Source organism: Sphaerisporangium sp. NPDC004334, assembly GCF_053602655.1.
In genome coordinates, this window is record NZ_JBSGDZ010000035.1 from 1 (window position 1) to 23,093 (window position 23,093).

Annotated in this window: 23 protein-coding genes; 15 read left to right on the forward strand and 8 right to left on the reverse strand. The window is 71.3% G+C overall.

Annotated elements, in window-relative coordinates; genetic code table 11:
* The 9 genes from ACWEN6_RS34465 to ACWEN6_RS34505 form a co-directional block, all read left to right on the forward strand.
* Positions 1 to 1,164: vitamin B12 dependent-methionine synthase activation domain-containing protein (locus tag ACWEN6_RS34465; RefSeq protein ID WP_452576205.1), on the forward strand; the 1,164-nt coding region annotated here is incomplete at its 5' end.
* 45 nt (positions 1,165 to 1,209) lie between these two features.
* Positions 1,210 to 1,887: an HAD family hydrolase gene (locus tag ACWEN6_RS34470; RefSeq protein ID WP_452576207.1), complete on the forward strand. Its 678-nt coding sequence runs from the start codon at positions 1,210 to 1,212 to the stop codon at positions 1,885 to 1,887.
* Positions 1,888 to 2,053: 166 nt separating this feature from the next.
* Complete coding sequence (locus ACWEN6_RS34475) at positions 2,054 to 2,545, forward strand: cellulose synthase (RefSeq protein WP_452576209.1); 492 nt, start codon at positions 2,054 to 2,056, stop codon at positions 2,543 to 2,545.
* Between the two features lie 577 nt (positions 2,546 to 3,122).
* A complete protein-coding gene (locus ACWEN6_RS34480; RefSeq protein WP_452576211.1) occupies positions 3,123 to 4,115 on the forward strand; it encodes an ABC transporter permease in 993 nt (330 codons plus the stop codon).
* 56 nt (positions 4,116 to 4,171) lie between these two features.
* On the forward strand, positions 4,172 to 5,947 hold the full coding sequence (locus ACWEN6_RS34485; RefSeq protein WP_452576213.1) for an ABC transporter substrate-binding protein: 1,776 nt from the start codon (positions 4,172 to 4,174) through the stop codon (positions 5,945 to 5,947).
* An 87-nt stretch (positions 5,948 to 6,034) separates the two neighbouring features.
* Entirely contained in the window at positions 6,035 to 7,054 is a 1,020-nt protein-coding gene (locus ACWEN6_RS34490) for an ABC transporter permease (RefSeq protein WP_452576215.1), read from the forward strand.
* Complete coding sequence (locus ACWEN6_RS34495) at positions 7,051 to 8,076, forward strand: ABC transporter ATP-binding protein (RefSeq protein ID WP_452576217.1); 1,026 nt, start codon at positions 7,051 to 7,053, stop codon at positions 8,074 to 8,076. The genes ACWEN6_RS34490 and ACWEN6_RS34495 overlap by 4 nt, the downstream gene beginning before the upstream one ends.
* Positions 8,073 to 9,125, forward strand: coding sequence for an ABC transporter ATP-binding protein (locus tag ACWEN6_RS34500; RefSeq protein WP_452576219.1), 1,053 nt, complete (start codon positions 8,073 to 8,075; stop codon positions 9,123 to 9,125). The genes ACWEN6_RS34495 and ACWEN6_RS34500 overlap by 4 nt, the downstream gene beginning before the upstream one ends.
* Before the next feature lie 155 nt (positions 9,126 to 9,280).
* A complete protein-coding gene (locus tag ACWEN6_RS34505; protein WP_354852733.1) occupies positions 9,281 to 9,868 on the forward strand; it encodes a Uma2 family endonuclease in 588 nt (195 codons plus the stop codon).
* Between the two features lie 47 nt (positions 9,869 to 9,915).
* Here ACWEN6_RS34505 and ACWEN6_RS34510 read toward each other — a convergent pair whose 3' ends face one another.
* The 3 genes from ACWEN6_RS34510 to ACWEN6_RS34520 all read right to left on the reverse strand — a co-directional run bounded on the left by ACWEN6_RS34510 (position 9,916) and on the right by ACWEN6_RS34520 (position 12,791).
* Positions 9,916 to 10,599 (reverse strand): response regulator, encoded by a 684-nt coding sequence (locus ACWEN6_RS34510; protein ID WP_380828104.1) that lies wholly within the window; start codon positions 10,597 to 10,599, stop codon positions 9,916 to 9,918.
* Positions 10,596 to 11,810 carry a sensor histidine kinase gene (locus ACWEN6_RS34515; protein ID WP_452576221.1) on the reverse strand — a complete coding sequence of 405 codons (1,215 nt, stop codon included), beginning with the start codon at positions 11,808 to 11,810 and terminating at the stop codon, positions 10,596 to 10,598. Before ACWEN6_RS34515 ends, ACWEN6_RS34510 begins: the two co-directional genes overlap by 4 nt.
* 171 nt (positions 11,811 to 11,981) lie before the next feature.
* On the reverse strand, positions 11,982 to 12,791 hold the full coding sequence (locus tag ACWEN6_RS34520; RefSeq protein WP_452576223.1) for a sensor histidine kinase: 810 nt from the start codon (positions 12,789 to 12,791) through the stop codon (positions 11,982 to 11,984).
* Between the two features lie 196 nt (positions 12,792 to 12,987).
* On the opposite strand from ACWEN6_RS34520, the gene ACWEN6_RS34525 reads away from it, so the two are divergent.
* Positions 12,988 to 13,890 carry a helix-turn-helix transcriptional regulator gene (locus ACWEN6_RS34525; RefSeq protein WP_452576225.1) on the forward strand — a complete coding sequence of 301 codons (903 nt, stop codon included), beginning with the start codon at positions 12,988 to 12,990 and terminating at the stop codon, positions 13,888 to 13,890.
* 111 nt (positions 13,891 to 14,001) lie between these two features.
* Here the strand turns inward: ACWEN6_RS34525 and ACWEN6_RS34530 are convergent, their stop codons facing one another.
* On the reverse strand, positions 14,002 to 14,217 hold the full coding sequence (locus ACWEN6_RS34530; protein WP_354852742.1) for a DUF397 domain-containing protein: 216 nt from the start codon (positions 14,215 to 14,217) through the stop codon (positions 14,002 to 14,004).
* On the reverse strand, positions 14,205 to 15,029 hold the full coding sequence (locus ACWEN6_RS34535; protein ID WP_452576227.1) for a helix-turn-helix domain-containing protein: 825 nt from the start codon (positions 15,027 to 15,029) through the stop codon (positions 14,205 to 14,207). Before ACWEN6_RS34535 ends, ACWEN6_RS34530 begins: the two co-directional genes overlap by 13 nt.
* A gap of 240 nt (positions 15,030 to 15,269) precedes the next feature.
* Here ACWEN6_RS34535 and ACWEN6_RS34540 point away from each other — a divergent pair, with 240 nt between their 5' ends.
* Positions 15,270 to 15,506 carry a hypothetical protein gene (locus ACWEN6_RS34540; protein ID WP_452576229.1) on the forward strand — a complete coding sequence of 79 codons (237 nt, stop codon included), beginning with the start codon at positions 15,270 to 15,272 and terminating at the stop codon, positions 15,504 to 15,506.
* 3 nt (positions 15,507 to 15,509) lie between these two features.
* On the opposite strand, the gene ACWEN6_RS34545 is transcribed toward ACWEN6_RS34540, so the two are convergent.
* Complete coding sequence (locus ACWEN6_RS34545; protein WP_452576231.1) at positions 15,510 to 16,370, reverse strand: RecB family exonuclease; 861 nt, start codon at positions 16,368 to 16,370, stop codon at positions 15,510 to 15,512.
* 113 nt (positions 16,371 to 16,483) lie between these two features.
* On the opposite strand from ACWEN6_RS34545, the gene ACWEN6_RS34550 reads away from it, so the two are divergent.
* Together ACWEN6_RS34550 and ACWEN6_RS34555 are read left to right on the forward strand one after the other, a co-directional pair.
* A complete protein-coding gene (locus ACWEN6_RS34550) occupies positions 16,484 to 17,620 on the forward strand; it encodes a site-2 protease family protein (protein ID WP_452576233.1) in 1,137 nt (378 codons plus the stop codon).
* Positions 17,621 to 17,955: 335 nt separating this feature from the next.
* The gene (locus ACWEN6_RS34555; RefSeq protein ID WP_452576235.1) at positions 17,956 to 19,380 is read left to right on the forward strand and encodes an FHA domain-containing protein; all 1,425 of its coding nucleotides are present in this window, start codon (positions 17,956 to 17,958) and stop codon (positions 19,378 to 19,380) included.
* A 73-nt stretch (positions 19,381 to 19,453) separates the two neighbouring features.
* Here the strand turns inward: ACWEN6_RS34555 and ACWEN6_RS34560 are convergent, their stop codons facing one another.
* Both ACWEN6_RS34560 and ACWEN6_RS34565 read right to left on the reverse strand, forming a co-directional pair.
* The gene (locus ACWEN6_RS34560) at positions 19,454 to 20,077 is read right to left on the reverse strand and encodes a class II aldolase/adducin family protein (RefSeq protein WP_452576237.1); all 624 of its coding nucleotides are present in this window, start codon (positions 20,075 to 20,077) and stop codon (positions 19,454 to 19,456) included.
* Positions 20,078 to 20,153: 76 nt separating this feature from the next.
* Positions 20,154 to 20,744, reverse strand: a complete 591-nt coding sequence (locus ACWEN6_RS34565; RefSeq protein ID WP_452576239.1) for a TetR/AcrR family transcriptional regulator — start codon at positions 20,742 to 20,744, stop codon at positions 20,154 to 20,156.
* Positions 20,745 to 20,860: 116 nt separating this feature from the next.
* Here ACWEN6_RS34565 and ACWEN6_RS34570 point away from each other — a divergent pair, with 116 nt between their 5' ends.
* Both ACWEN6_RS34570 and ACWEN6_RS34575 read left to right on the forward strand, forming a co-directional pair.
* Positions 20,861 to 21,820 (forward strand): carbohydrate kinase family protein, encoded by a 960-nt coding sequence (locus tag ACWEN6_RS34570; RefSeq protein ID WP_452576241.1) that lies wholly within the window; start codon positions 20,861 to 20,863, stop codon positions 21,818 to 21,820.
* Positions 21,821 to 21,824: 4 nt separating this feature from the next.
* Positions 21,825 to 23,057 carry an aminotransferase class III-fold pyridoxal phosphate-dependent enzyme gene (locus ACWEN6_RS34575; RefSeq protein WP_354852758.1) on the forward strand — a complete coding sequence of 411 codons (1,233 nt, stop codon included), beginning with the start codon at positions 21,825 to 21,827 and terminating at the stop codon, positions 23,055 to 23,057.
* Positions 23,058 to 23,093 lie beyond the last annotated feature (36 nt).

Here is a 23,093-nt window from a genome sequence, read left to right on the forward strand (position 1 = left end):
GCCGAGGAGAAGGACGCCGATGTGATCGGCATGTCGGGGCTGTTGGTGAAGTCCACGGTGATCATGAAGGAGAACCTGCAGGAGATGAACTCCCGTGGGATCGCCTCGCGTTTCCCGGTGCTGCTGGGTGGGGCGGCGTTGACGCGGGCGTATGTGGAGCAGGACATGGCGGAGATCTTCAACGGTCAGGTGCGTTACGCGCGGGATGCGTTCGAGGGTCTGCGGTTGATGGATGCGTTCATGGACGTCAAGCGCGGTGTGGCGGGGGCGCAGTTGCCGCCGTTGCGGACTCGGCGGGTCAAGGCCGGGGCGACGCTGGAACGCACCCCGGTGGAGGCGTTGCCGGCGCGTTCGGATGTGGCGGCCGACAATCCGGTTCCGGTGGCGCCGTTTTTTGGGGAGCGGGTGGTCAAGGGCATCGCGCTGGGCGATTACGCGGCGTTTTTGGATGAGCGGGCGACGTTCATGGGGCAGTGGGGGCTGAAGGCCGCCCGGGGCGGTGACGGGCCCTCCTATGAGGAGTTGGTGGAGACCGAGGGGCGGCCGCGGCTGCGGATGTGGCTGGAGCGGTTGCAGACCGAGAATCTGTTGCAGGCCGCGGTGGTCTACGGCTACTTCCCGTGTGTGTCCGACGGTGATGATCTGATCATCCTGGATGAGAAGAGCGGTGCGGAGCGGACGCGGTTCTCCTTCCCGCGGCAGCGGCGTGATCGGCATCTGTGCCTGTCGGACTTCTTCCGGTCCAAGGGGTCGGGTGAGGTGGATGTGGTGGCGTTCCAGGTGGCCACGATGGGGTCGGCGATCTCGGCGGCGACGGGGGAGTTGTTCGCCAAGAACGCCTACCGGGATTATCTGGAGTTGCACGGGTTGTCGGTGCAGTTGACCGAGGCGCTGGCCGAGTACTGGCATGCCCGGGTCCGCTCAGAGCTGGGCATCGGTGGTGATGAGGCGCTGGCCGACATGTTGAAGGTCAACATCGCCGGTTGCCGGTACTCCTTCGGGTATCCGGCCTGCCCCAACCTTGAGGACCAGCGTCAGTTGTTCGAGTTGCTGGACCCGGGCCGGATCGGGGTCACCCTGTCGGAGGAGTTCCAGCTGCATCCCGAACAGGCCACCTCCGCCCTGATCGTCCACCACCCCGAAGCCAAATACTTCAACGTCTGACCGCCCCGAGGGCACGGAAGGGCCTCAGGTACGGTCGTCGTGTACGTGAGGGTCACCGGTGCGGGGGTAACAGTGGACGCGGTCTTCTTCGACATGGACGGGACGCTCGTCGACACCGAGAAGCTCTGGTTCCAGGCCGAGCGGTCGGTGATGCGGCGTCTCGGCGCGGGGTGGAGCGCCGCCGACCAGGAGAACCTGGTCGGCGGTTCCATGTCGGCGACCGTCGCCTACATGCTCGCCAAGAGCGGCTCCGGCCGCGACCCCGGCGAGGTGGCGGCATGGATGATCGACACCGTCCTCGGCCTGATCGCCGAGGGCTTCGAGCTGATGCCCGGAGCGGCCGAGCTGCTGGCCGAGGTCCAGGCGGCGGGCCTGCCCACCGGTCTGGTCACCTCCTCCACCCGCCTGATGGCCGACGCGGTCCTCGGCGGCGTCCCCGGCGGCGGCGCGTTCGACGTGGTGGTCACCGGCGACGACGTGGAGCGCTTCAAACCCGACCCCGAGCCCTACCTCATGGCCGCCTCCGCCCTCGGCGTGGACCCCGCGCGGTGCGCCGCCCTTGAGGACTCTCCGGCCGGCGTCGCCTCCGCCACGGCCGCCGGATGCGCGGTCGTGGCCGTCCCCAGCCTGCTCCCCATCCCGCCCGCCGCCCGCCGCCTGGTGGCCGAATCCCTCAAGCAGGTGGACCTCTCCACGCTCCGCCACCTCACCGCCTCCTCCTGAGCGCCCCTGCCACGGACGGCCACCCGAAGAGGCATCCCCGGCGGCGTCCCTTAGGGGACGGCATCCCCCGTGAGCCGGGGTGGAGCCATCCTCCAGGAGGAGGGGGTGGCGCCCGCTCGCGTGCCAGGATGGAGAGCGAGAGCCGTGACAAGGGGGGCGAGTCGTTATGTCCTATGACCAGATCGCCTGGTTGCCGCTGTGCGCGGGGGTGAGCGCGGCGGGGCTGGTGCTGAGCTTCCTGGCCCTGCGCAGGCGCGGGGCGGCCGCCGGCCTGCGCGGCGCCGCCTGGTCGCTGATCCCGATCGCCGCCTACCTCACCGGCGCGCTGCCCGCCCTGTGGCAGGCGGGCACGGCCGTCGCCGGGTTCCTCACCGGCCTGGTCCTCTCGCCGATGGTGTGGGCCGGGGTGATCGTGGCGGGGCTGTCCGCGCTGCTCTTCCTGGTCTCCGGCGTCATGCGCGGCAGGCGCCGCGCCGCCGCCCCCGCGGGCGGGCGTCCGGCCGGGCGCGCCGCCGCGACGGCGGGCCCGGCGCCCGGCGCCGCGGCCCCCACCCAGCCGTTGCGCCGTCCGCTGCCCGGCAAGCAGCCCGCCGCGCCGGCCGCCGACGACGACCTGTCCGACATCGAGGAGATCCTCAAGCGCCGGGGCATCAGCTAGCGCTCCGGCCCGCCTCGATTCGTCCTGGCCCGGCGCGGGTCGCCCTGGGCCCGGGTGGCGCCGCGTCCCTCTGGCCCTGGCGCGGGTCTGTCGTGTCGTGAAGGAACGGCCCGGGCAAGGAGGCCGCCCGGGTGCTGCCGACTGGACGGAAGGTAACGTTCCGGTAACGTCGGTATCGAGCTCAAGATCGGTAAATCGGGGCCGGGGGGCCCGCGATAAGATCACCGGCAGGGTCATTCGGCCATGATTTCCGGCCTCGCGGGAGGGGCGCCGGAGGGTCTGCGGCGCCGCAGCCCCTACGCCCGCGAGGCTTCCGGCGCAGTGTCACGGTTCCGCGACACAACCCCTACACCCCCGGGACATTCGCTTCAAGATCAACACGAATGAATTTCGCATGAATCACAGTTGAGCCACATAGCGTGCTCAGGTACTGGTCAGTGCAGCTCAGCACGTAGATTCTGCGTCCGGGGGTCGCACACCCGCGGCCTGCCCGAAGATGGGCGAAGCCTGTGGCCACCCGGCGGCGGGCGGCGCATCGGACAGCCACAGTCGTCTGGGATCCAGGGGGCCGACAACTATGACCTCACCGCTCGACGTCTCCGGCGCGGAGCTTCAGGCCATGCCGGAAGCCGTGCTCGAGGGGACGCAGAGCAAGGCGATCGAGGGCCGATCGCTCGGCCAGATCGCGTGGACGCGCCTCAAGCGGGACAAGGTGGCGCTCACCGGGGCCGGCGTGGTGATCTTCCTGATCCTCGTGGCGATCTTCGCCCCTCTGATCGTCTCCTGGCTGGGGCACCCCCCGAACGATTTCAACCAGGACCTCATCAGCTCCGAGACCCTCGCCCCCAAGGACGGCACCGGCATCAGCGGTGACCACCTGTTCGGCGTCGAGCCGGTCAACGGCCGCGACATCTTCAGCCGCGTCGTCTACGGCGCCCGCATCTCGCTGCTGATCGCCTTCCTGGCCACCCTGCTCTCGGTGGCCATCGGCACCGTGCTCGGCATCGTCGCGGGCTACTTCGGCGGCTGGGTCGACTCGCTGATCAGCAAGGCGATGGACGTCTTCCTCGCCTTCCCGCTGCTGGTGTTCGCCATCGCGCTCGCCGGCGTCGTGCCCGACACGGCGTTCGGCCTGTCGGGCGACGCGCTGCGCGTTTCGCTGCTGGTCTTCATCATCGGCTTCTTCAACTGGCCCTACATCGGCCGCATCATGCGCGGCCAGACGCTGTCGCTGCGCGAGCGGGAGTTCGTCGACGCCGCACGCAGCCTCGGGGCCCGCGGGCCGTACATCATCTTCCGCGAGATGCTGCCGAACCTGATGGCGCCCATCCTGATCTACTCCACGCTGCTGATCCCGACCAACATCCTGTTCGAGGCGGCGCTGTCGTTCCTCGGCGTGGGTGTGCGCCCGCCCACCGCCACCTGGGGAGGCATGCTGTCGGACGCGGTGCGGTTCTACACGATCCCGCACTTCATGTTCTTCCCCGGTATGGCGATCTTCATCACCGTGCTCGCCTTCAACCTGTTCGGCGACGGCCTCCGCGACGCCCTGGACCCGCGAGCCCGCTGAGCTCGACCCGATCTCCCCGCAAGTTCTCTGGCTCCCGACAACAAGGGGTTTTGTAGATGAAGAGAAAAACCACACTGGGGGTGACCGCCCTGGGTGCGGTTCTCGCCCTGGGGCTGTCCGCCTGTGGCGGCGGCACGGCGACGTCGCCGAGCCAGTCGGGCGCGGCGCCCGCCGGTGGTGGCGCGAAGGCGGAGTTCAACGCCGCCCTCACGCAGGTGTACAACCCTTCCGACAAGAAGGGCGGCATCATCAAGCTGGCCAACGCCGGCGACTGGGACTCCCTCGACCCCGGTGACACCTACTACGGCTACTCCTGGAACTTCATCCGCCTGTACGGCCGCGCTCTGGTGATGTTCAAGCCGGCACCCGGCAAGGAGAGCGCCGAGCTCATCCCCGACCTGGCCGAGAGCCTTGGCGTCCCGAGCGAAAACGCCAAGACCTGGACCTACAAGCTCAAGCAGGGCGTGAAGTTCGAGGACGGCTCGCCGATCACCTCCAAGGACGTCAAGTACGCCGTCGAGCGGTCCTTCGACAAGGAGGTGTTCCCCGACGGGTACACCTACTTCAACGACACGCTGAACTGGCCGAAGGGCTACAAGGGCGCCTACAAGTCCAAGGACGCGAACACCGACAGCGCGATCGAGACCCCCGACGACCAGACGATCGTCTTCCACCTCAAGCAGCCCTACAGCGGCTTCGACTACTTCGCGCAGCTCCCGGCGACGATCCCGGTCCCCAAGGCCAAGGACACCGGCGCCAAGTACAAGGAGCACATCATCTCCTCGGGGCCGTACAAGTTCGACAAGAACGAGATCGGCAAGGGCTTCAACCTGGTCCGCAACGACCAGTGGGACGCCGCCACCGACCCCAACCGCAAGGCGCTGCCGGACGGCTACGAGGTCACCACGAACGTCAACGCCGACGACATCGACAACCGCCTGCTCTCGGGCGACCTGCACGTCGACATCGCCGGCACCGGCGCCCAGCCGGCCACCCTCGGGCGGGTGCTGACCGACCCGAACCTCAAGGCCACCACCGACAACCCGACGATCACCCGTCTGTGGTACACCTCGATCAACGGCAACGTGAAGCCGCTGGACAACCTCGACTGCCGCAAGGCCGTGGAGTACGCCGCGGACAAGGTCGCCTACCAGACCGCCTACGGAGGCGAGTTCTCCGGCGGCCAGATCGCCACCAGCCTGCTGCCCCCGGGCATCCCCGGCCACAAGGACATCAACCCCTACCCGGCCGGTGCCGACAACCACGGCGACGCCGCCAAGGCCAAGGAGGCCCTGACGGCCTGCGGTCAGCCGAACGGCTTCGAGACCAACATCTCCTACCGCGCCGAGCGCCCGAAGGAGAAGGCCGCCGCCGAGGCGCTGCAGCAGTCCCTGGGCAAGGTCGGCATCAAGCTCACGCTGAAGCCCTTCCCGCAGGCCGACTACTTCGCGCTGTACGCCGGCAAGCCTGGTTACGCCAAGGAGAACAAGCTGGGCCTGGCCGTCAACGGCTGGGGCGCCGACTGGCCCGACGGCTACGGCTTCCTGCAGCAGGTCGTCGACAGCCGCGTGATCCGCGAGACCGGCGGCTCCTCCAACATCAGCGTCCGCGACCCCGAGGTCGACAAGCTGCTGGACCAGGCGAGCCTGGAGACCGACGTCGCCAAGCGCGAGCCGATCTGGGGCCAGATCGACCAGAAGGTCATGGACGACGCGTTCATCCTTCCGGGCATCTGGGCCAAGAGCCTGCTGATCCGCGGCAAGGGCCTGACCAACGTGTACTACAGCGAGGCGTTCGGCATGTACGACTACCTCAACATGGGCCTGCAGTAGAAGACCCGCACCATCCGATAGATCCGACAGACACGTGAACGCGGCAGGGGGCCGGCCGACCGGCCGGCCCCCGGAGCCGGGGGGACTGTGGTCACATACATCATCCGGCGCCTGATCTGGGGTGTCGTCATGCTCGCCATCGTGAGCATGATCACATTCGCCATCTTCTTCCTGGTGCCGCGCCTGGCGGGCGCCACCTCCGAGAGCCTCGCCACCCGGTACGTCGGCCGTACCGCCACCGCGGAGCAGGTCAAGATCGCCGCTGAGAGGCTCGGCTTCAACGATCCGCTGATCGTCCAGTACGGCAGGTTCGCCAAGGGCATCGTCGCCGGCGCCGACTACAGCTACGGTCCCACCACGGAGCACTGCCCCGCGCCCTGCCTGGGCTACTCCTTCCTCAGCCGCCTGCCGGTGTGGCCCGACCTGATCAGCCGGCTGCCGGTCACCATCTCGCTGGCCCTCGGCGCGGCCGTCCTGTGGCTGATCGCCGGCGTCGCGACCGGCGTGGTGTCGGCGCTGAGGCGCGGCAGCGTGTTCGACCGGGCCGCGATGGGCATCGCCCTGGCCGGGGTGTCGCTGCCCATCTTCTTCACCGGCATCGTCTCCCTCGTGCTGTTCAGCTACGGCCGCCCGCTCGCGATCACCGCGCCCGGTGGCAGCTTCACCCCGTTCTTCGTCAACCCCGCACAGTGGGCCTACAGCCTGATCCTGCCGTGGATCACCCTGGCCTTCCTGTACGCCGCCGGGTACGCGCGCCTCACGCGGTCGGGCATGCTGGAGACGATGAACGAGGACTACATCCGCACGGCCAGGGCCAAGGGGCTCACCGAGCGCATGGTCGTCTTCAAGCACGGCCTGCGCGGGGCGCTCACCCCCATCCTGACCATCTTCGGCCTCGACCTCGGCCTGCTGATGGGCGGCGCGGTGCTCACCGAGAGCACCTTCTCCCTGCCCGGCATCGGCAAGTACGCCATCGACGCGATCACCAACCAGGACCTGCCGAAGGTCATGGGCGTGGTGCTGGTCGCCGCGTTCTTCGTCGTCCTGGCGAACCTGGTGGTCGACCTGCTCTACGCGGTGGTCGACCCGAGAGTGAGGCTCGCATGAGTTTTCTGGAGCTGAAGGACCTGCGGGTCCACTTCCCGACCGATGACGGCCTGGTGAAGTCGGTGGACGGGCTGTCGTTCTCCCTTGAGCGCGGCAGGACCCTCGGCATCGTGGGCGAGTCCGGTTCCGGCAAGAGCGTGACCAGCCTCGGCATCCTCGGCCTGCACAAGGGCGGCCGGGCCAAGATCTCCGGCGAGATCTGGCTGGACGGGGAGGAACTGGTCGCGAGCAGCGCCGAGCACGTCCGCACGCTGCGCGGCAAGAAGATGGCGATGATCTTCCAGGATCCTCTGTCGGCCATGCATCCCTACTACACCGTGGGCGCCCAGATCATCGAGGCGTACCGCATCCACAACCAGGTGAGCAAGGCGGTCGCCCGCAAGCACGCGATCGACATGCTCGGCCGGGTCGGCATCCCGCAGCCGGACCGCCGCGTGGACAGCTACCCGCACGAGTTCTCCGGCGGCATGCGCCAGCGCGCCATGATCGCCATGGCGCTGTCGTGCGACCCCGAGCTGCTGATCGCCGACGAGCCGACGACCGCGCTGGACGTGACCGTCCAGGCGCAGATCCTGGACCTGATGCGCGACCTGCAGCAGGAGTTCAACTCCGCGCTGATCATCATCACGCACGACCTCGGCGTGGTCGCCGAGCTGTCGGACGACATCCTGGTGATGTACGGCGGCAAGTGCATCGAGTACGGCTCGGCCGAGAGCATCTTCGAGCGTCCCGAGCACCCCTACACCTGGGGCCTGCTCGGCTCGATGCCGAGGCTCGACCGCGACCGCACCGAGCGTCTCATGCCCATCAAGGGCACCCCGCCGTCGCTGATCAACGTCCCGCCCGGTTGCGCGTTCCACCCGCGCTGCGCCTTCGAGGGGCGAACGGACGGCAGGGCGAAGACCGTGGTGCCCGAGCTCCTGGAGAGCGAGGGCGGGCACCTGGTGCGTTGCCACATGGCGGCCGAGGAACGGCGCGCCATCTGGGAGAACGAGATCAAGCCCAACCTGGAGTCGGTGTGAGCGAGACGCCCGAGGCCCTGCTGTCCGTCGACGGGCTGGAGAAGCACTTCCCGATCACCAAGGGCCTGATCAAGCGCCAGGTGGGGGCGGTCAAGGCCGTCGACGGCCTGTCGTTCGACGTGCGCAAGGGCGAGACCCTCGGCCTGGTGGGCGAGTCCGGCTGTGGCAAGACCACGACCGGGCGGCTGATCACCCGGCTGCTCGAGCCCACCGGCGGGAAGATCGTCTTCGAGGGCAGGGACATCAGCCACATGTCGCAGGGCGCGCTCCGGCCGCTCCGCCGCGACATGCAGATGATCTTCCAGGATCCCTACAGCTCGCTCAACCCGCGCCACACGGTCGGCGCGATCGTGGGCGCGCCGTTCCGCATCCAGGGCGTCAAGACCGAGCACGGCACCAAGAAGGCCGTCCAGGAGATCCTGGAGCTGGTCGGGCTCAACCCCGAGCACTACAACCGCTACCCGCACGAGTTCTCCGGCGGCCAGCGGCAGCGCATCGGCATCGCCCGGACGCTCGCGCTCAAGCCCAAGCTCATCATCGCCGACGAGCCGGTGTCCGCTCTGGACGTGTCCATCCAGGCCCAGGTGGTCAACCTGCTGGAGGACCTGCAGAACGAGCTGGACCTCACCTACGTGGTCATCGCCCACGACCTGTCGGTGGTCCGGCACATCAGCGACCGGGTGGCGGTCATGTACCTCGGCAAGATCGTCGAGATCGCCGACCGCAAGGGCCTGTACGAGACGCCCATGCACCCCTACACCACGGCGCTGCTGTCGGCCGTGCCGGTGCCGGACGTCAAGGGGCGCGGGGGGCGCGAGCGCATCCGCCTGCAGGGCGACGTGCCGAGCCCGATCAACCCGCCGCCGGCCTGCCGCTTCCACACGCGCTGCTGGAAGGCCCAGGAGATCTGCAAGACCGTGGAGCCGCCCCTCACGCTGCTGGCCCCCGGCCACCAGGCCGCCTGCCACTTCCCGGAGAACGTCCCCTCCCCGAACGACGCGCCCCCCGCGGACGCCGTCCCCGCCGCGCCCGTCCCGGCCGCGGAGTAGGCCCTACCCGATCGCCGCGGCCGCGGGGGCTCATCTCCCAGATGAGATCCCCCGTTCCGCCGCACGCACCCTTGGCGACTTCTTAGAGTGTCCATGTCATCACGCGGAGTGGATGTGGACGTGGAGGGGCGAAGGGTGGTCGTTAAGGTATGGCCATGACGAGTCGCGTGCCCGGTGACTGGTACCGCTGGATTCCCGACCAGATCACGGCGGAGGACTACAAGGCGTTGCCTGAGGACTTCTGCCGCACGATCGAGGTGATCGACGGTCATATCGTCAAGTGCGAGAGTCCTTCGCGCATGCACAACCGGGTGGGAAGACGGCTGGCCGCGACGCTGGAGCAGGCTCGCAAGCCGGAGCCCTGCCTGATGGTGGAGACCGACGTCGACGTCCGCATCAGCGACCTTCCCCTCAACCTCCGGCGCCCCGATGTCACGGTGTTCCGTTGCCTGCCGGGCGACCGGCGCCTGTACGCGACGGACGCCCTGCTCGTGGTGGAGATCGTCTCGCCGGAGAGTTCGTACCGCACCGACACCGTCGACAAGAAGGCCGCCTATGCCGCGGCCGGGATTCCGGTCTATCTCCTGGTCTTCCTCGACCAGGCGGGCGAGGAGGTGGAACTCATCGAGGAGCATCGGCTGTCCGAAGGGAGATACGAGCTGAGGTGCGGGCACACCCGGCGTCTGTCCTTCGACGATCCGGTTTCGGTGGAGGTGTCGTTCGAGGCGCTGACGTCACTGTGACGCGGGCCGGGCCGGGGTGAGGCGGAAGCCGGCGGTCACATCGGTGATCAGGGGATGGCGCCGGGGGTGATCAGGCCGGTCTCGTAGGCCAGGACCACGGCCTGCACCCGGTCGCGGAGCGCCAGCTTGGTCAGCACGTTGCCCACGTGGGTCTTGACGGTGGTCTCGCTGACCACGAGCTCGGCGGCGATCTCGGCGTTGGACATGCCCCGGGCGATCAGGCGCAGCACCTCCAGCTCGCGCTCGGTCAGCCGGTGCACGCGGGCGGGGGTGGCCTGCTGGTGGGCCGAGGGCAGCCGGGTGGCGAACTTGTCCAGCAGCCGCCGGGTCACGCTCGGCGCGACGATGGCGTCCCCGGCCGCCACCACCCGGATCGCCTGCACCAGCTCGTCGGGCGGCACGTCCTTCAGCAGGAAGCCGCTGGCGCCGGCGCGCAGGGCCTCGACGATGTACTCGTCCAGGTCGAAGGTCGTCAGCACCAGCACGCGGGGCACGTGGGCGCCCGGCGCGGCGTCCCGCACGATGCGCCGGGTGGCGTCGATGCCGTCCACTCCGGGCATGCGGATGTCCATGAGGACCACGTCGGGCAGCAGCGCCCGCGACTGGTCCTGGGCCGTCGACCCGTTGCCCGCCTCGCCGACGACCGTGATGTCGGGCTCGGCCTCGAGGATCAGCCGGAAGCCGGTGCGCAGCAGCGGTTGGTCGTCGACCAGCAGCACCCTGATTGTCATGTGTGTGAGTCCTTGAGGGGGAAACGGGCCCGTACCTCGAATCCGCCCCCCTGGCGCGGGCCGATTCGCAGGATTCCACCATAGAGTGAGACTCGTTCGCGTATGCCCACCAGACCGTGTCCCTGCCGGTCGTCCGGCCCCCGCGGGCTCGCCCCGTTGACGCCCGTCCCGTCGTCCTCCACCCGCACCAGCAGCTCGCCCGGGTCGTGGCGGACGGTCACCCATGCCCGCGCCGCCGGCCCGGCGTGCCGCAGGCTGTTGGTGAGGGCCTCCTGGACCAGGCGGTAGGCGGCCAGGTCGATGCCCGGTGGCAGCGCTCGCCGCTCGCCCTCGACCCACAGCTGCGCCCGCAGCCCCGCCTCGCGCATCTGATCGACCAGTCCGGGCAGGTCGCCCATGCCGGGCTGGGGCGCGCGCTCCCCGGCCTCGCCGTCGGTGCGCAGCACTCCCACGATGCCCCGCATCTCGCGCATGGCGGTCCTGCCCATCTCCTCGATGGCGACCAGGGCGTCCTTGGCGGCCTCCGGACGGGTGTCCAGCACCTTGCGGGCCGCCGCGGCCTGGACGGTCATCACGCTCACGTGGTGGGCCACGACGTCGTGCAGCTCGCGGGCGATGCGCGAGCGCTCCTCGGCGCGGGCGGCGCGGGTGTCGGCCTCCCGGGCCCGCTCCAGCCGCTCGGCCCGGTCGACGAGCTCGGCCAGGTAGGCCCGGCGCAGCCGGATCGAGCGGCCCACCACCCACACCGTCAGCGCCACGACCACGACGAACGTCTGCTGCCCCCAGCCGCCGGTGTCCGCGCCGAGCAGCATCGAGGTGAGATGGGAGAAGGAGACGACGGCGGCGGCGGCCAGGCTCAGCGCCAGCCCCCGATAGGCGGCCACGGTGTAGAGCAGGATGAGCGACACCAGCCCGGTGAGCCCGGCGTCGTAGTCCAGCGCGGCCAACGCCACCTGCGGCAGCTCGGCCAGGCACAGCAGCACGAGCGGCCAGCGCCTGCGCGGCGCCACGGCCGCGCAGGTGAGCGTGATCAGGACGAGGCTGAGCGCGTCGGGGGACCTGGTGGGGCCGGACCCGGCGGTGGGGGCGCCGGCGGCGTTGACCACGACCGTGGCGGCCGACAGCGTCGTGATGAGAAGAGCGAGGGCCGAGTCGCCGATCAGGGGATGGGCTCTGAGCCAGGCTCGCGGGCTGCCGGGGGTCGTGCGCACCCTCTCAATTTAGGACTTCCGTGCTGTTCGCCACCCTGCTGAGGATGGATATCGTCCTCATCCCGGGGAAGGACCACCGGCCGGGCGGCGGGCGGCTCCGTTCCGGTGGGTCCGGGCAGGCCGCCGGCCGCCGATCGCGACGCCGGCGCGGGGGCCGGCCGGCCGGTCGGTTCAGGCGGCGCGAAAGGGGCGAGGGGCGCGTGCGACCCGCTCCAGGTCGGCGGTGTCCCCGTCGCCGGACGCGGCCACGGGCAGGCGCAGCACGAAGCTCCTCGCGCCGGACGGCCGCAGGTAGGCCCACAGCGTGCCGTGGTGGGCGTGGGCGATGCCCCGCGCGACCGCCAGGCTCAGGCCGGCCTGGTCGCCCCGGGGGAAGGTGTCCAGCCGCGTGAGGCGCTCCATCCGCTCGTGCTCCGCGGCCGCCCCGTCGCCGGTCACCGTGAGTTCGGCGCAGTCGCCGTCGCGGCGCACCCGCACGCGCACCACCGTGCCGTCGCCCTCGCCGCGCCGCGCCCGGCCGAGCAGGATGGCCAGAGCCTGCGCCAGGTCCGGCCGCACCGCCTCGACGGTGACCCCGTGGCCCGGGACGCAGACCACATCGGCGCCTTCCTGCGCCGCCTCGGCGGCCAGTTCGCCGAGGTCGACCCGCTCGGACTCGCGCGGCTCCCCGTGCTCGGTGGTGGCGAGCAGGAGCAGGTCGCCGATGGCGGCCTGCAGGCGGCCGACGCCGGCCAGCGTCCGCTCCAGCAGCTCGCCGAGGTCGGTCTGGTCGGGGTGCATGCGCGCTTCCTCCAGTTCGGCGCGCAGGCCGGCCAGGCAGGTGCGGAGCTCGTGCGAGGCGTCGATGGCGAAGCGGCGCTGTTCCTCCAGCACGGCCGCGGTCTGGCGCATGGCCTGCTCGGCGCGGGCCGTTGCCCGATCGGCCTGCCTGCCTGCCCGGTCGAGCCGGTCGAGCGTCGCCTTGAGTATCGAATCGGTCATGCCGTCCTCCTTCCGGCCGTCTGGAGGTGAACGTCCGGCGTCACTGGTGGGCCTGTCAGGTGATGCTCTTCCAGCAAAGCACGTGGGAGGGAGGAAAACAGGGGTCTGAACTGGCACCCTTCAGACCGGGACCACCAGTACCAGGCTAGGCGCGCCCCGGCATGGCGACATTCAACAAAACCGACATACTGGACATATGGCCCATGCTACGGAACTGGGGGAGTTCCTCCGATCACGCCGTGATCGGCTGCGTCCCGAGCAGCCGCAGGACGACCGTTCCGCCGGACGGCGGCGGGTCCCGGGGCTGCGGCGCGAAGAGCTGGCCCGCATGGCCGGGGTCAGCGTCGACTACTACACCCGCCTGGAACAGGGCCGCAGCCGCAACGCCTCGCGAGAGGTCCTCGCGGCCATCGCCCGCGCTCTGCGGCTGGACGAGACCGAGCGGACCCATCTGCTCGACCTGGCGGGGGCGGGCCCCGCGCGCGGACATCCTCCCCGCCGGCCCCAGCGGGTCGCCCGGGAGACCTACCAACTGCTGGAGAGCCTGGAACAGGGCGGCATCCCGGCGTTCGTGATCGGCCGCTGCTGCGACGTGCTGGCCGCCAACCGGCTGCTCAGGGCGCTGTGCTGCGACTTCTACGCCATGCCGGCCGCCGAGCGCAACATGGCGCGGTACATCTTCTGCGACCCGCGCGCCCGCAGGCTGCACGACGACTGGGAAGGGGTGGCCGCCAACGTCGCCGCCATACTGAAGTTCGAGTTCGGCCGCCGCCCCGACGACCCCCGGCTGGCCGAGGTGATCCACGGCCTGGTGAAGGACAGCGCCGACTTCCGGCGGCTGTGGGCACGCTACGACGTCCACGAGAGGGTCAGGGGGATCAAGCGCTACGACAATCCCATCGTCGGGGACATCGTCATGACCTACCACACGCTGTCGCTGCCCGGAGACCCCGACCAGACGCTGTTCATCTACACCGTCGAGCCCGGCACGCCGTCGGCCGAGGCGATGCGACTGCTGGTCAAGTACGTCGAAGAGGGCAACATCCCGGCCGGTTCCGAAACCCGGAAGGATCGCCGGTCTCACGGTGGCGCCGCCTGAGCGGCGGTGGACGGACGCGGGCGCCCGCCTCCTGGGCGGGCCGTCGTGATGCCCGGCCGCTTTCGGGGATCCGCACGGTCTCGCCGGCGACCGTACGGACCACAGGAGGGCTCAGGCGCCGAAGTGCCCCGCCTTCACGCCGTGACTGAACAAGGTCCACTCGCTGGCCGCGAAGACCAGCGGGGGACCGGCGGGGCGCTTGCTGTCGCGCACGCCGACGCGGCCGCCGGGCAGGCGGGCCACCTCGACGCAGTTGCCGCCGCTGCTGCCGGAGTAGGGGGATCTCGACCATGCCGCTTCGCGCAGCTCGTCCTTCAGGTGGTCCATCGCTGAATCGTCTCCCTGATCAACTCGAGTGACGCGCGCTGGGGAAGCGCCTCAGCGCGGATCACTTCGTACCGAACGGTGAGCTCTTCGACCTCCGCCGCCCGCTCGACGACCTGGCCGTGACCTGCGGACTCCAGGTAAACGGTATCGGGCAGGCCGCGCGTCTGGGCGATAATGAACCCCCCTTCCAGCCCTGTGGTGGAGTACGCGCTGAGGGGGACGACCTGGATCGTCACGCACGGCAGCGCTCCGGCCTCCAGCAGGCGGTGCAGCTGCGCGGTCATGACCTGCGAGCTGCCGATCGGCCGGTGCAGCACCGCCTCGTCGAGCACCGCCCACAGCATGGGCGGCTCGGGACGCTCGAAGATGCGCTGGCGCTCCATGCGGGCCGCCACCTGCTCTTCGACGTCCTCGGGAGTCACGCGGGGCTCACCCAGCAAGATCGCCCGCGCGTACTCCTCGGTCTGCAGCAGCCCCGGGACCACCAGCGGTTCCCAGGTGCGCAGGGTGGCCGCCTCGCGCTCGACCTCCAGCCACGGACGGAACCAGGACGGGGTCGAGGCACGGTTGATGAACGGCCACAGCCGCAGCAGGGCGCCGTCCAGTTGCAACGCCTTGTCGCAGCGCTCGGCGAAGTCGCGTGAGGGGGTGCGCCGGGCGTTCTCCACCATGCCCACCAATGCGACGGAAAAGCAGATCTTCTGCGCAAGCTGCTCCATCGTCCAACCGGCCGCGGTGCGATGACGCCGCAGCTCGTAGCCGAACAGGGCCTGGGCGGAGGCGGCCGGGTCGAGCTCTCGGGGGGCGGGCATCCTCGCTCCGTTCGTCGGTTCTTACTGGTCTCCTGACGCCTTCCACAAGTCTTTACACACAAAGTGTCGAATACGCAATGGATCTCAATGAGTACCGTACGTAGTCGACCGGCGGCATTCTGGGAACGGTGAGCGGTCGGTGGCGGCGTGAACGGCGGAGGCGATGACGAACATGCCACAGCTACATCGTGAGCGTGCGGCGAGACCTCGTCCAGAGCGACGGCGGGCGGAGGGGGGCCGGTGATGCACTTCGGCTACGGACGGCGCGACATCCCCGAGGCCCAGCGGCACGCCAACCTCGACACCGTCAGGCGCGTGCGCGAGACCGTCAGCGAGATGGTGGGCGCCGAGCGCCGCCGTCAGGCCGAGGGGCCGGCCGTCTCCCGGCGCCCGGAACGCCGCGGGCCGGACGAGGCCGCGGCCCTCGGCATCCCGCCCCTCCTCGACGAGGAGTGGGGCGCGGTCGACGGCACCTGAGCGTCAGAGTTCGTCGGTGGCCGCGCGGCGGGCGCCCCTGATGGTGTCGCCGGGGCGCCGGTCGGGCACCGGCGGGGGAGTGCCGCCGAACTCGGGGCACAGGGCCTGGTAGTCGCACCAGTCGCACAACCGCGAGCGGCGGGCCCGCCACTCGCGCGTGGTCAGCGAACGCTCGATGGCCTCCCACAGCGCCTGCACCTTGCGCTCGGTCGCCAGCAGGTCGGCCTCGTCGGGGGCGTAGCGCACGATCTCGCCGTTGCCGAGGTACATCAGCTGCAGCAGCCGGGGCACCTCGCCGCGCAGCCGCCACAGCACCAGCGCGTAGAACTTCATCTGGAACAGCGCCTTGGCCTCGAAGTCGCGGCCCGGCGCGCTGCCGGTCTTGTAGTCGACCACCCGCACCTCGCCGGTGGGCGCCACGTCGACGCGGTCGATGTAGCCGCGCAGCATCAGCCCGCTCTCGAGCACCGCCTCGACGTACAGCTCGCGCTCGGCCGGCTCCAGGCGGCGCGGGTCCTCCAGGGCGAAATAGCGCTCGAGCATCTGGCGCGCCTGGCCGATCCAGCGCTCGTGCTCGGTGTCGTCCTCGAACAAGGCGGAGTACTCGGGCGACTGCTCCAGCAGGCGGGTCCACTGGGGGTCGAGCAGTGCCTGCGCCGCCGCGACGTCGCGTTCGGCGGCCGGCAGGTCGTACAGCCGCTCGAGCACCGCGTGGACCAGCGTGCCGCGCACGGCGGCCGGGGAGGGGCGCTCGGGAAGCCGGTCGATCACCCGGAAGCGGTAGAGCAGCGGACATGTCATGAAGTCACCCGCGCGGGAGGGGGAGAGACTGCCGATGATCGCGGGCGGCTCCGAAATGCTCATGCCGGAACTGTAGGTCAGCCGGGCGACACTTCAGGCCGGGGACGCCCTTCGGGCAGGTCTTTCCGCGCCGCGAGGCGCGTAGCATCGAGGCACGAGGAGGGACGACGACAATCATGAGCACCCAGACCCCGCAACGGCCTGCGTCTCCGGGGCTGCGCATGGGAAGCCCGTTCGGCATTCCCATCTACGTGTCGCCGACGTGGCTGATCGTCGCGGCGTTCATCACCTACACCTTCCAGCCCGTGGTGGCGGACCACCTGCCGGGCAGGACCACCTTCACCACCTACCTGGTCGCCTTCGTCTTCGCCGTCTTCCTCTACATCTCGGTGCTGCTGCACGAGCTGGCCCACTGCGTGATGGCCCGCCATTTCGGGCTGCCGGTGCGGCGCATCACGCTCTACATGCTCGGCGGGGTCTCCGAGATCGAGCGCGAGCCCGAGACGCCGTCGCGGGAGTTCCTCGTCGCCTTCGTCGGCCCGCTGGTGTCGCTGGGCCTGGCCGCCGCCGGGTTCGCCGTCAGCCTGATCGTGCCCACCGAGACCATCCCGTACGTGCTGATCCTGCAGCTCTGGGTCTCCAACCTCATCGTCGGGGTGTTCAACCTGCTGCCCGGCCTGCCGCTCGACGGCGGCCGCATGCTGCGGGCCGGTGTGTGGAAGCTCACTCGCAACTCCGTCACCGGCACCAAGGCCGCCGCCTGGTTCGGGCGCGGGCTGGCCGTCGCCCTGGTGGTGCTGACCCTCGGCTCCTCCTGGGTGACCGAGCAGGAGCCCGACTGGGGCCAGGTGCTGTGGTCGGTGCTGCTGGCCTCCTTCATCTGGATGGGCGCGAGCCAGTCGCTGCAGGTGGCCAAGGTGCGCGCCCGCATGCCCCACCTCCAGGCCCGCACGCTGGCCAGGCGCGCCATCGCGGTCACCGCCGAGGTGCCGCTGGCCGAGGCCATGCGCCGCGCCGGCGAGGCGCAGGCCGGCGCCATGGTCGTCGTCGACCACGACGGGCACCCCACGGCCATCGTCAACGAGGCCGCCGTCGCCGCCACGCCCGAGCAGCGGCGGCCCTGGGTGAGCGTCGGCGCGCTGTCTCGCAGCCTGGAACCCTCGCTGGTCCTGCCGGCCGACCTGGCGGGCGAGTCGCTGATCGACGCCATGCGCGAGACCCCCTCGGGGGAGTACCTCCTGGTCGAGCGGGGCGGGGACGTCTACGGCGTGCTGGTCACCGCCGACGTCAACCGGGTCTTCAGCGGGGTCTGACCCGCCCCCCCGTCCGCGACCGGGGCCGCGCCGCGACCGGGCCCGTCCCGGCACGGCGCTCCCCGGCCTTCGCCTCCGCCCGGTTCCGGTGTGGCATGGGGAGCCGAGCCGCTGAGAGAAAGGCGGAGCTTGTTCGGTCTGCTCACCTTGGTCGCGGAGGGACTTCTGCTGTGGTTTTTGCTACGGTCCGGTGCCATCGGTAGCCTCATCGGCCCGGTCCCGCCCGCCGCCCCCCGGACACGGTTCGCCGTCGTCCGGATTAGTGTTTGGCTGGTGGTGGGCGGCCCGATGCGGGTGCCGTCCATCCGGTGGCGTTTTCGGAGAGGGAGAGTTCTGTGACGGAGCAAGGCGTGGGGGTGGTGCGTCCGCTTCCCGGCGACGGGTTGATCGCCCATGTGGGCGGCCTGCTGCTGGTGTGCGACGCGGCCGACGCCGTCGCCGAGGAGCTGCTGTCCGCGGTGCGCGAGACCGCGGCCTCCGGCGGCGACGGCAGGGCCCTGGCCCGGCGCGCCGCCCAGGTCCTCGCGCGGTCGATGACGGCCGAGCCGATCGCCTGCGCCCTCGCCGGCCCGGTGGGCGGCGGCATCGCGGTGCTGGTCAGCGGGGACGCCCAGGCGTCCATCACCGGGCCGGGCACCGAGGTCCGCCTCGACGGCAAGGACGCCCTGACCTGGACCGACCGGCTGGTCGCCGGGCCGGTGTCGGCCGTCGAGCTGCGCCTGCCGGACGCCGGGCCGCCGATCAGGCGGGCCCGGCTGGACGCGGGCGTGATCCCCGGTGGCGGCGTGATCTGCTCCTTCACCGAGGGGCAGGACGCCGGCGGCCCGGCCGCCGAGGGGTCCGGGGCCGTGCGCCAGGCGATGGCCGCCGATCCCTTCCCCGTGCCCGACCCGTTGACGGCGTCCGGCCCCTCCGGGCTGTCCGGGGCGTCCGCGTCGCCCGCCCGGTCAGGGCCGTCCGGCGGGGCGAGCCTGGCGGAGCCCGAGCCGTCCCGCCCCGAGCCCGGCGCGGGCGCGCCGTACGGCATGGGCGCGGCGCCGATGTCCGGGGCCTCCCTGCCCGAGCCGGCCCCCCTCGCCTCCGCGCCGCCCCCCGAGCACGAGGCGTCGCCGTCCCTGCTGACCGACCCCGAGATGGCCGCCGTGGACCCCGGCGCGGCGCCCGGCGAGGGCGAGGCGCCCGGCTTCGAGTCCTACCTGCTGGAGGGCGGTGAGGACCGGCCTGACACGCCCGGCGCCCTCCTGGATCCCACCGAGGCCGGCCCGGCGCCCGAGCCGCTCAGCCGGCCCATGGTCTACGGGGTCGACTGCAAGAACGACCACTTCAACGACCCGCGCGTGCCCTACTGCGCGGTCTGCGGCATCGCCCTGGTGCAGCGCACGCTGGTGCCCTACAAGGGGGAGCGTCCGCCCCTCGGGGTGCTGCTGCTGGACGACGGCCTGACGCTGACCTTGGACGGCGACTATCTGCTCGGACGCGACCCCGAGCGGGCGCCGGAGGTCACCTCGGGCGAGGCGCGCCCGGCCAGGGTCACCAGCCCCGACGGCTCGGTCTCCCGCCGCCACCTGCGGGTGCGGCTGGACGGCTGGGACGTCAACCTGATCGACCTCGGCTCGGTCAACGGCACCCAGGTGCAGCCGCCCGGCGACCCGAACTTCTACGACATCCCGCCGAACGAGCCGGTGCCCATCCTGCCGGGCACCACCGTCCGCGTCGGCGTGTCGCGCACCATGCGCTACGAGTCCAACCGCACGGCCTGACCTCCGCCCCGCTCCACTCCGGGCGGCCGCCCCACCGGGACGGCCGCCCGGAGTCGTCGCGGGGGCCTGGTGGTCAGCCGCGGACGGCGCGCTCGACGACGGCGGCCAGTTCGGCCGCGGACAGGATGCGCGGCTCGCCGATCGTCCGGGCCTGGACGTAGACGGCGCACAGCCACTCCAGAAGGCGCGCGGCCTCAAGGGCCTGCTCCAGGTCGGCGCCGACGGCGACGGCCCCGTGGTTCGCCATCAGGGCCGCCAGGCGGCCCTCCAGGGCCGCGCGGACGTTGCCGGCGAGCTCGGGGGTGCCGTAGGTCGCGTACGGCGCCACGCGGACCGGGCCGCCGAGCAGCATCACGTTGTAGTGGATCGCCGGCAGCTCGCTCATCGTGGCCGACACCACGACGGCGTTCTGTGAGTGGGTGTGCACGATCGCCGCGGCGCCGGTGCTCTCGTAGAGCGCCAGGTGCATCGGCACCTCCGAGGAGGGCTTGCGGCCGCCCTCCACCACCTGGCCCGACATGTCCAGGACGGGACAGCTTTCAGGGGTGAGCCGGTCCAGGGCGACCCCGCCGGGCGAGACCGCCACCAGGTCGCCGTCGCGGACGCTGATGTTGCCCGAGGTGCCGAGCACGAGCCCGGTCTCCACCATGCGGCGGCCGATGTCGCACAGCCGTTCCCGCTCGCGCGCAAGCTTCATCTCGCTCCGTTCTCCTCGTGGTCCCCGCCGCGTGCCGGCGTGCGGTCAAGATGCCGTGGCGCGGTCCCGCCCGCGTTCACGGGGTCAGGCGGTCCAGCTCGGCGCCCATGAGCCGGGTGAGGGAGCCGGGCGGCAGGCGGTCGGGGTAGAGCAGCCGGTGCAGGCTCAGCCCGTCCACCAGGGCGAGCAGCCGCGCGGTGACGTCGTCGAAGTCCTCGCCGGTGGCGATCTCGCCGGCCGCCGCGGCCGCGTCGAGCAGGGTGCGCACCAGATAGCGCAGCTCGCCGGCCTCCTCGCGCTGCACCTCCAGCAGCCGGCCGCCGGCCAGGCTGCGGCCCCAGAAACCGACCTCCAGGGCGGTCTCCTGCGCGCGCTCCTCGTCCAGGGGCAGGTTGTCCAGGAGCACCTCGCGCAGCGCCGCGAGGCCCGAGCGCCCGGCGAGCTTGTCCTTCAGGCGGCTCACTATGCGCCGATGGGAGGCCCTGAGCGCCGACAGCAGGATGTCGTCCTTGTCGGCGAAGTAGTGGGTGAGCACGCCGTTGGAGTAGCCGGCCTCCTTGGCGATGGCCCGGGTGGTCGCCGCGTCGATGCCCTCGCGCAGGATGACCCTGCGGGCGGCGTCCACCACCTCCTCGCGGCGTTCCCGGTGATTGACGATCTTCGGCATGCCCGTCCCTTCACGGCGGGTCCCGATGCGACCCGACCACGCCTTGACATTTTAGTCGGGCGCCCGTCTATTATCCGGCAATCCGCGTAATCCCCGTATCGGACGAAGGAACCGCCATGACCGTCCTCACGCTGGGGGTGCACATCGTCGATGTGCTGGCCCGGCCCGTGGAGTCCATCCCCCAGGGCCAGGACACCCACCTGCTGGAGCAGATCAGGGTGACGGCCGCGGGCGCCGCGGCCGGCACCGCCGTCGACCTGGCCAGGCTCGGCGTGCCGGTCGCCTCGGCGGGCGCGGTCGGCCACGACGAGCTGGGCGACCTGCTGCTGATGCTCATGGAACGGCACGGCGTGGACGTGCGGGGCGTCGTGCGCAAGACCGGCGAGCAGACCGCCGCCTCCATCCTGCCCATCCGCCCCGACGGCGGGCGGCCCTCCTTCCACGTCCCCGGCGCCAACCTGACCCTGTCCACCGCCGACCTCGACCCCGCCCAGGTGACCGGGGCGCGGGTGGTCCACCTCGGCGGCATGGACGTCACCTGGGGCCTGCACGACCCGGCCTTCTTCGAACTGCTCGCCGCCGCCAGGCAGGGCGGGACGCTGGTCACGATGGACCTGCTGTCCAACATGCCCGACCTGATGCAGGGCGCCCGCGCCTTCCTGCCGTACGTCGACCACTTCCTGCCCAACGAGGAGCAGGCACTCATGATCACCGGCGCGTCGTCGGTGGAGGAGGCGGCGGCCATGCTGCTCGCCGAGGGCCCCGCGGGCGTGCTGATCACCCTCGGCGCCGAGGGCAGCCTGGTCGCCACGGCCGGCGGGACGGTCCGCGTGCCCGCCCTGCGCACGCCCGTCGTGGACACCACCGGATGTGGCGACGCCTACTGCGCCGGGTTCATCGCCGGCCTGCTCGCCGGGCACGAGGTCACCGGCGCCGCCCGCCTGGGCACCGCCCTGGCCGCCCGGGTCGCCGGGGGCCTCGGCTCCGACGCCGGGCTCGACGGCCTGACCGTCGACCACCTCCAGCGCCTCGCCGACGAGGGCGCCGGGGCGCTGCCCGCCACCGAAGGGATCTGAGCACATGTCCGACAGAGTGTCCGACGCCGAACTGCGCGACCGGGCCGCCAAGGTCGTCCCCGGCGGCATGTACGGCCACCTCAACGCCGCGATCTTCGCCCCCGGCTACCCCCAGTTCTTCGTCCGGGGCGAGGGCTGCCGCCAGTGGGACGCCGACGGGCGCGAGTACCTCGACCTGATGTGCAGCTGGGGGCCGGTCATCCTCGGCCACCGGCACCCGCGCGTCGAGCAGGCGGCGGCCGCCCAGCAGGCCGCGGGGGACTGCCTGAACGGGCCGGGCCCGGTCATGGTGGAGCTCGCCGAACTGATGGTCGACCTGATCCCCTCGGCCGACTGGGTGATGTTCTCCAAGAACGGCACCGACGCCACCACCCAGGCGCTCATGGTCGCCCGCGCCGCCACCGGGCGCTCCAAGGTGCTGGTGGCCCACGGGGCCTACCACGGGGCCGACCCGTGGTGCACCCCCAGCCTGGCCGGCACGACCCCGAGCGAGCGCGCCGACCTGATCGAGTACCCCTACAACGACCTGGCCGGCGCCGAGGCCGCCGCCGCCCAGGCTGAGGGGGACGTGGCCGCGATCATCGTCACGCCGTTCAAGCACGACTCCTTCGAGGACCAGGAGCCGGTCGACCCCGCCTTCGCGCGGGGGGTGCGCGCCCTGGCCGACCGCATCGGCGCCGCCCTGGTGATCGACGACGTGCGCGCCGGCTTCCGGCTGGACCTGCGCGGCTCGTGGGAGCCGCTCGGCGTGCGGCCCGACCTGACCGCGTGGAGCAAGGCGATGGCCAACGGCTACGCCATCGCGGCGGTCACCGGCACCGACGCGCTGCGCGGCCCGGCGCAGACGTTGTACTCCACCGGGTCGTTCTGGTTCTCCGCCGTCGCCATGGCCGCGGCCAAGGCCACCATCGAGACGCTGCGCGACATCGACGGCCCGGCGCTGATGGAGCGGGCCGGGACGCGGCTGCGTGAGGGGCTGGCGGCGCAGGCGGCCTCCCACGGGTTCGTGGTCAGGCAGACCGGCCCGGTGCAGATCCCCTGGCTCTCCTTCGAGGGCGACACGACCCTGGAGAAGGGCATGTACTGGTCCGGCGCGTGCCTGAAGGAGGGGGTCTACCTCCACCCGTGGCACAACTGGTTCCTGTCGGCGGCGCACACCGACGCCGACATCGACCGGGCGCTGGCCGGCACCGACGCCGCCTTCGCCGCGCTGCGCGCCAAGTTCGGCGCCGACTGAGCCAAGCCTCCGCTCCGGGGAGCGCCTCCTGCCGCG

Bases quoted from the DNA above. Each gene is read 5' to 3' on its own strand.
- ACWEN6_RS34475 (WP_452576209.1), top strand. From the start codon at position 2,054: ATGTCCTATGACCAGATCGCCTGGTTGCCGCTGTGCGCGGGGGTGAGC.
- ACWEN6_RS34480 (WP_452576211.1), top strand. From the start codon at position 3,123: ATGACCTCACCGCTCGACGTCTCCGGCGCGGAGCTTCAGGCCATGCCG.
- ACWEN6_RS34485 (WP_452576213.1), top strand. From the start codon at position 4,172: ATGAAGAGAAAAACCACACTGGGGGTGACCGCCCTGGGTGCGGTTCTC.
- ACWEN6_RS34495 (WP_452576217.1), top strand. From the start codon at position 7,051: ATGAGTTTTCTGGAGCTGAAGGACCTGCGGGTCCACTTCCCGACCGAT.
- ACWEN6_RS34505 (WP_354852733.1), top strand. From the start codon at position 9,281: ATGACGAGTCGCGTGCCCGGTGACTGGTACCGCTGGATTCCCGACCAG.
- ACWEN6_RS34510 (WP_380828104.1), bottom strand. From the start codon at position 10,599: ATGACAATCAGGGTGCTGCTGGTCGACGACCAACCGCTGCTGCGCACC.
- ACWEN6_RS34520 (WP_452576223.1), bottom strand. From the start codon at position 12,791: ATGACCGATTCGATACTCAAGGCGACGCTCGACCGGCTCGACCGGGCA.
- ACWEN6_RS34525 (WP_452576225.1), top strand. From the start codon at position 12,988: ATGGCCCATGCTACGGAACTGGGGGAGTTCCTCCGATCACGCCGTGAT.
- ACWEN6_RS34530 (WP_354852742.1), bottom strand. From the start codon at position 14,217: ATGGACCACCTGAAGGACGAGCTGCGCGAAGCGGCATGGTCGAGATCC.
- ACWEN6_RS34535 (WP_452576227.1), bottom strand. From the start codon at position 15,029: ATGCCCGCCCCCCGAGAGCTCGACCCGGCCGCCTCCGCCCAGGCCCTG.
- ACWEN6_RS34545 (WP_452576231.1), bottom strand. From the start codon at position 16,370: ATGAGCATTTCGGAGCCGCCCGCGATCATCGGCAGTCTCTCCCCCTCC.
- ACWEN6_RS34550 (WP_452576233.1), top strand. From the start codon at position 16,484: ATGAGCACCCAGACCCCGCAACGGCCTGCGTCTCCGGGGCTGCGCATG.
- ACWEN6_RS34560 (WP_452576237.1), bottom strand. From the start codon at position 20,077: ATGAAGCTTGCGCGCGAGCGGGAACGGCTGTGCGACATCGGCCGCCGC.
- ACWEN6_RS34565 (WP_452576239.1), bottom strand. From the start codon at position 20,744: ATGCCGAAGATCGTCAATCACCGGGAACGCCGCGAGGAGGTGGTGGAC.
- ACWEN6_RS34570 (WP_452576241.1), top strand. From the start codon at position 20,861: ATGACCGTCCTCACGCTGGGGGTGCACATCGTCGATGTGCTGGCCCGG.
- ACWEN6_RS34575 (WP_354852758.1), top strand. From the start codon at position 21,825: ATGTCCGACAGAGTGTCCGACGCCGAACTGCGCGACCGGGCCGCCAAG.